Source organism: Streptococcus intestinihominis (genome assembly GCF_046824975.1).
Lineage (GTDB): Bacteria > Bacillota > Bacilli > Lactobacillales > Streptococcaceae > Streptococcus.
The window spans coordinates 509,886-512,154 of the sequence record NZ_JBKQBL010000001.1 but is presented as its reverse complement, the minus strand read 5'-3'; the positions used below and the strand labels follow the sequence as shown (position 1 = coordinate 512,154).

Below are 2,269 nucleotides of genomic sequence, written 5' to 3'. Positions count from 1 at the left end.
TCAAGAGATTTATAACCAGTTGATCGCTCTCCACCAACAATTGGCCGAAAAAGGAGCCAGTGATGCTCAGTTTGAACGCTTAGAAGCCCTCTTTGATCAACTAGCTGATCCGAAGAGCGACAAGAAAGCCTTGTTACAGGCGATCCAAGCCCTTCGAGATGATTTGCTAGCGACTCCATCGACAGCAGTGACAGTGGAAGCAGACGAAGCAGCCCCAGCCCCTCAAAGTCCTGCCACGAGCGATTCTAATCTGAATAAGGAAGAAACTTCAGATCCTGCTCAGACTCCATCTCCAGAGTCAGAAAACACAGAAGTCAGCCCGGCCGCAAGTGAAGAAACGACGGACTAGGACCTATGTAGAAATAGCAAAAAAACACAGAATCAATTTGATTCTGTGTTTTTAGATGTAGATAAAATCTTCCGAAAAACTTTCCTTAGGTGAGTACGGACGTCAGCGAACTTCTAAGAAGTTCCATGACTAATTATTGAGCCTAAGGTCTCAATAATTCCGAGTGCTAGATACACTATTGTTTCTAGCACTTTTCTCACAGCGGAAAGTTTTTAATCTTCTTAAATGGCAAAATAAGTCATTTTTTGAAAATCAACTAGCTGTTTTTTGATTACTCTGTAAGGTAATCGATTAGGAGCACCACTCGCTTGGCTCTATGGAGATGTCTGCTCTTTTAATCCTTTTTCAAAACTTGCAGAAGGAGCCTCAACTTGGATTTTTTCTAAGGTAAAGGGGTGGGTGAGTCGCAAGCGGTGGGCATGGAGCATGAGACGAGGAGCTCTTTCTGGGTTGTAGAGAGGGTCTCCCACGATTGGATGGCCATGGTGAGAGAGGTGGACGCGGATCTGGTGGGTGCGACCTGTCTGGAGCTGGCAGTTGACCAAGCTGGTGCGTTTGAAAGTCTTTAAGCTGGTCACATGGGTTTCCGCATAGAGGCCCTTTCGAGGATCAACAATGCGTTTGCGTCGATCGTGGCGATCTCGTCCTAATTTGTCCTTATAAACCAGCTGCTTTTTGGGTAAGTTGCCTAGGATTAAGGCCCAATAGTCTCGTTGGATTTTCTTATCTTCTAGCAGTCGATTCAGGCCGGGTAAAACAAAAGGATTCTTGGCAAAGACAAGAGCCCCACTGGTCTCCTTGTCCAAGCGATGAACCACATAACAGGTCTTTCCGACATAAGTAGAGACATGGTTGAGAAGGGCGATTTCATCTGGTTGATTGGCGTGCGTTTTCATGCCTTCGGGCTTGTTTACGATGATGAGGTGCTCATCTTCATAGAGGGTTTCGACTAGGCTAGCATCCCCTGCCAAGAGCTCCTTTTCTTCATAATCTTCTGGATCAAAGGTGAGGGTGAGTTGGTCACCCGCCTGAAGCATCGATTGCCAGTGGACGGTCTCCCCATTGACTTGGACATGTTTTTTGGTCCGCAAAAAATGACGAATCTTTCGTGGGATGAGAAAATAATCTTCAAGGGCCTCTTTGACCGTCATAGCGGGCAAGGCGTTTGGTATCGTTATAGTATAGTGCATAGTGTTATTGTATCAGAAAGCAAGGGGAAAGAAAAGGCGAGAAGGAGGGAGAGGAAGGGAGGGACAAGACGCTGAACCCCGTTCTAGAGTGGACTAGATGGGAACCTTAAAGAAAGCTAAAAGCATCCTTTCTTGCGAAGGTCTTTCTTGTCTAGACGTTAGGAAGGTGATAAAATAGGGACTATGAACAAATTAAAAGAATTAATGGAGGGAATGATTCGTCATTTCCAAAGAGAAAAAAAACCAAGGAAGATTGCGGAAGAGGTTGAATTGTCAACGGACGGGGAGGAGCAAGCTCCGACCTATAGCCGCTCGGACAAGTCACGGAGAAAATCTCACTCCCAACATCCGATCAGACGCTTTTGGCGCAAGTATCACTTGACCAAGATCTTCTTACTGATTGGCCTGACCTTTAGTCTCGTCGTCGGAGGTTATCTTTTCTACATAGCCAAGACGACCAATGTAGCAGATCTGCAAAATGCCCTCAAGGCAACCACAATCATCTATGATAAAGATGGGAACCAAGCAGGAAGCCTAACAGGGCAAAAAGGGACCTACGTTGAGTTAGATGCCATTAGCGAAAACTTGCAAAATGCAGTTGTTGCGACGGAAGACCGGAGTTTCTACAAAAATAGTGGGATTAACTACGGTCGTTTCTTCCTGGCGATTTTGACTGCCGGTCGCTCTGGTGGGGGATCGACGATTACCCAACAGTTGGCCAAAAATGCCT

2 protein-coding genes and 1 pseudogene are annotated in these 2,269 nt (G+C 46.1%); 2 read left to right on the top strand and 1 reads right to left on the bottom strand.

The genetic code is table 11. The features are described 5' to 3' along the window. Positions 1–349, top strand: a pseudogene (locus ACLOR3_RS02585) (pneumococcal-type histidine triad protein); the annotation flags it as partial. Between the two features lie 314 nt (positions 350–663). Here the strand turns inward: ACLOR3_RS02585 and ACLOR3_RS02580 are convergent. Next, complete coding sequence (locus ACLOR3_RS02580; protein ID WP_411400149.1) at positions 664–1,539, bottom strand: RluA family pseudouridine synthase; 876 nt, start codon at positions 1,537–1,539, stop codon at positions 664–666. Positions 1,540–1,722: 183 nt separating this feature from the next. On the opposite strand from ACLOR3_RS02580, the gene ACLOR3_RS02575 reads away from it, so the two are divergent. Then, positions 1,723–2,269 (top strand): transglycosylase domain-containing protein (locus ACLOR3_RS02575; protein ID WP_412036960.1); only part of this gene is annotated, 547 nt, incomplete at its 3' end.

Bases quoted from the DNA above. Each gene is read 5' to 3' on its own strand.
- ACLOR3_RS02580 (WP_411400149.1), bottom strand. From the start codon at position 1,539: ATGCACTATACTATAACGATACCAAACGCCTTGCCCGCTATGACGGTC.